The organism is Corallococcus sp. 4LFB, assembly GCF_046520365.1.
Taxonomy (GTDB): domain Bacteria; phylum Myxococcota; class Myxococcia; order Myxococcales; family Myxococcaceae; genus Corallococcus; species Corallococcus caeni.
In genome coordinates this window covers 1-758 of sequence record NZ_JBKGHJ010001148.1, presented here as the reverse complement: position 1 = coordinate 758, position 758 = coordinate 1, and the positions used below count along the sequence as shown (strand labels likewise).

At 77.3% G+C, this 758-nt stretch carries 2 pseudogenes; both read left to right on the top strand.

The annotated features are described in order from the left end of the window. Window positions 1-269: pseudogene (locus tag ACLEQD_RS44630) on the top strand (hypothetical protein); the annotation flags it as partial. Further along, window positions 221-758, top strand: a pseudogene (locus ACLEQD_RS44625) (hypothetical protein); the annotation flags it as partial. The pseudogenes ACLEQD_RS44630 and ACLEQD_RS44625, both read left to right, overlap by 49 nt.

Below are 758 nucleotides of genomic sequence, written 5' to 3'. Positions count from 1 at the left end.
CCTGCCTCACCGCCGTCCGCGCCGCCGCCGACGCCGGCCGCTCCACGGCGGACTTCCTGCGGGAGGCGGGGGCTCGAGGGCCCTCCGCCGCCGCCCGGGTGTGGGCGAAGCGGGAGGCCGTCCGCCAGTCGCTGTCGCTGGAGATGTTCTCCCAGGAGCCGTCCGTGCGGCTGCCCGCGCTCCTGCACCTGGCCACCTTCCAGGGGCGTCCGCGACGCGCGTGGTGCTGGACGCGGTGGCGTCGCGGCCCGTCGCGGGGGACGCGGTGATGGCGGAGCTCCTCTTTGCCGTCGCCGAGCGGCAGCGCGCGTCCGTGGGCCGGCTGCTCCTGACGGAGGCGAAGCCCCCGGACGAGGCCGTCATCAACAGGCTCTTCGCCGTGTACTCGCGGGAGTTGGACGCGCTGCGGCCGGAGCTTACGTCCGGTGACGTGCGGCGCCGGCGCACGGCGGTGGCCACCCTGCGCCGGTACGGTCCGCTGGCGAAGCGGGAGCTGGAGGGGATGCTGGGGGACGAGGACGCGCGGATCCGCGAGCTGGCGGCGCGCGGTCTGGCGGAGTCGGCCGGCAAGCCCCTGCGGGACGCGGCGGCCCAGGGCGTGAAGGACGCGGAGACGGCGGAGGCGCCCGGCCCTGGCTGGCGCGATGGCGCGCGAGAAGGGGTGCTTCGCCTTCCTGCGGGACGTGGCCGAGGGGCGCGACGCCCGGACGCCGGAGATCCAGGGGGAGGCGGTGGCGCTCCTGGGGGACTGCGCGGAG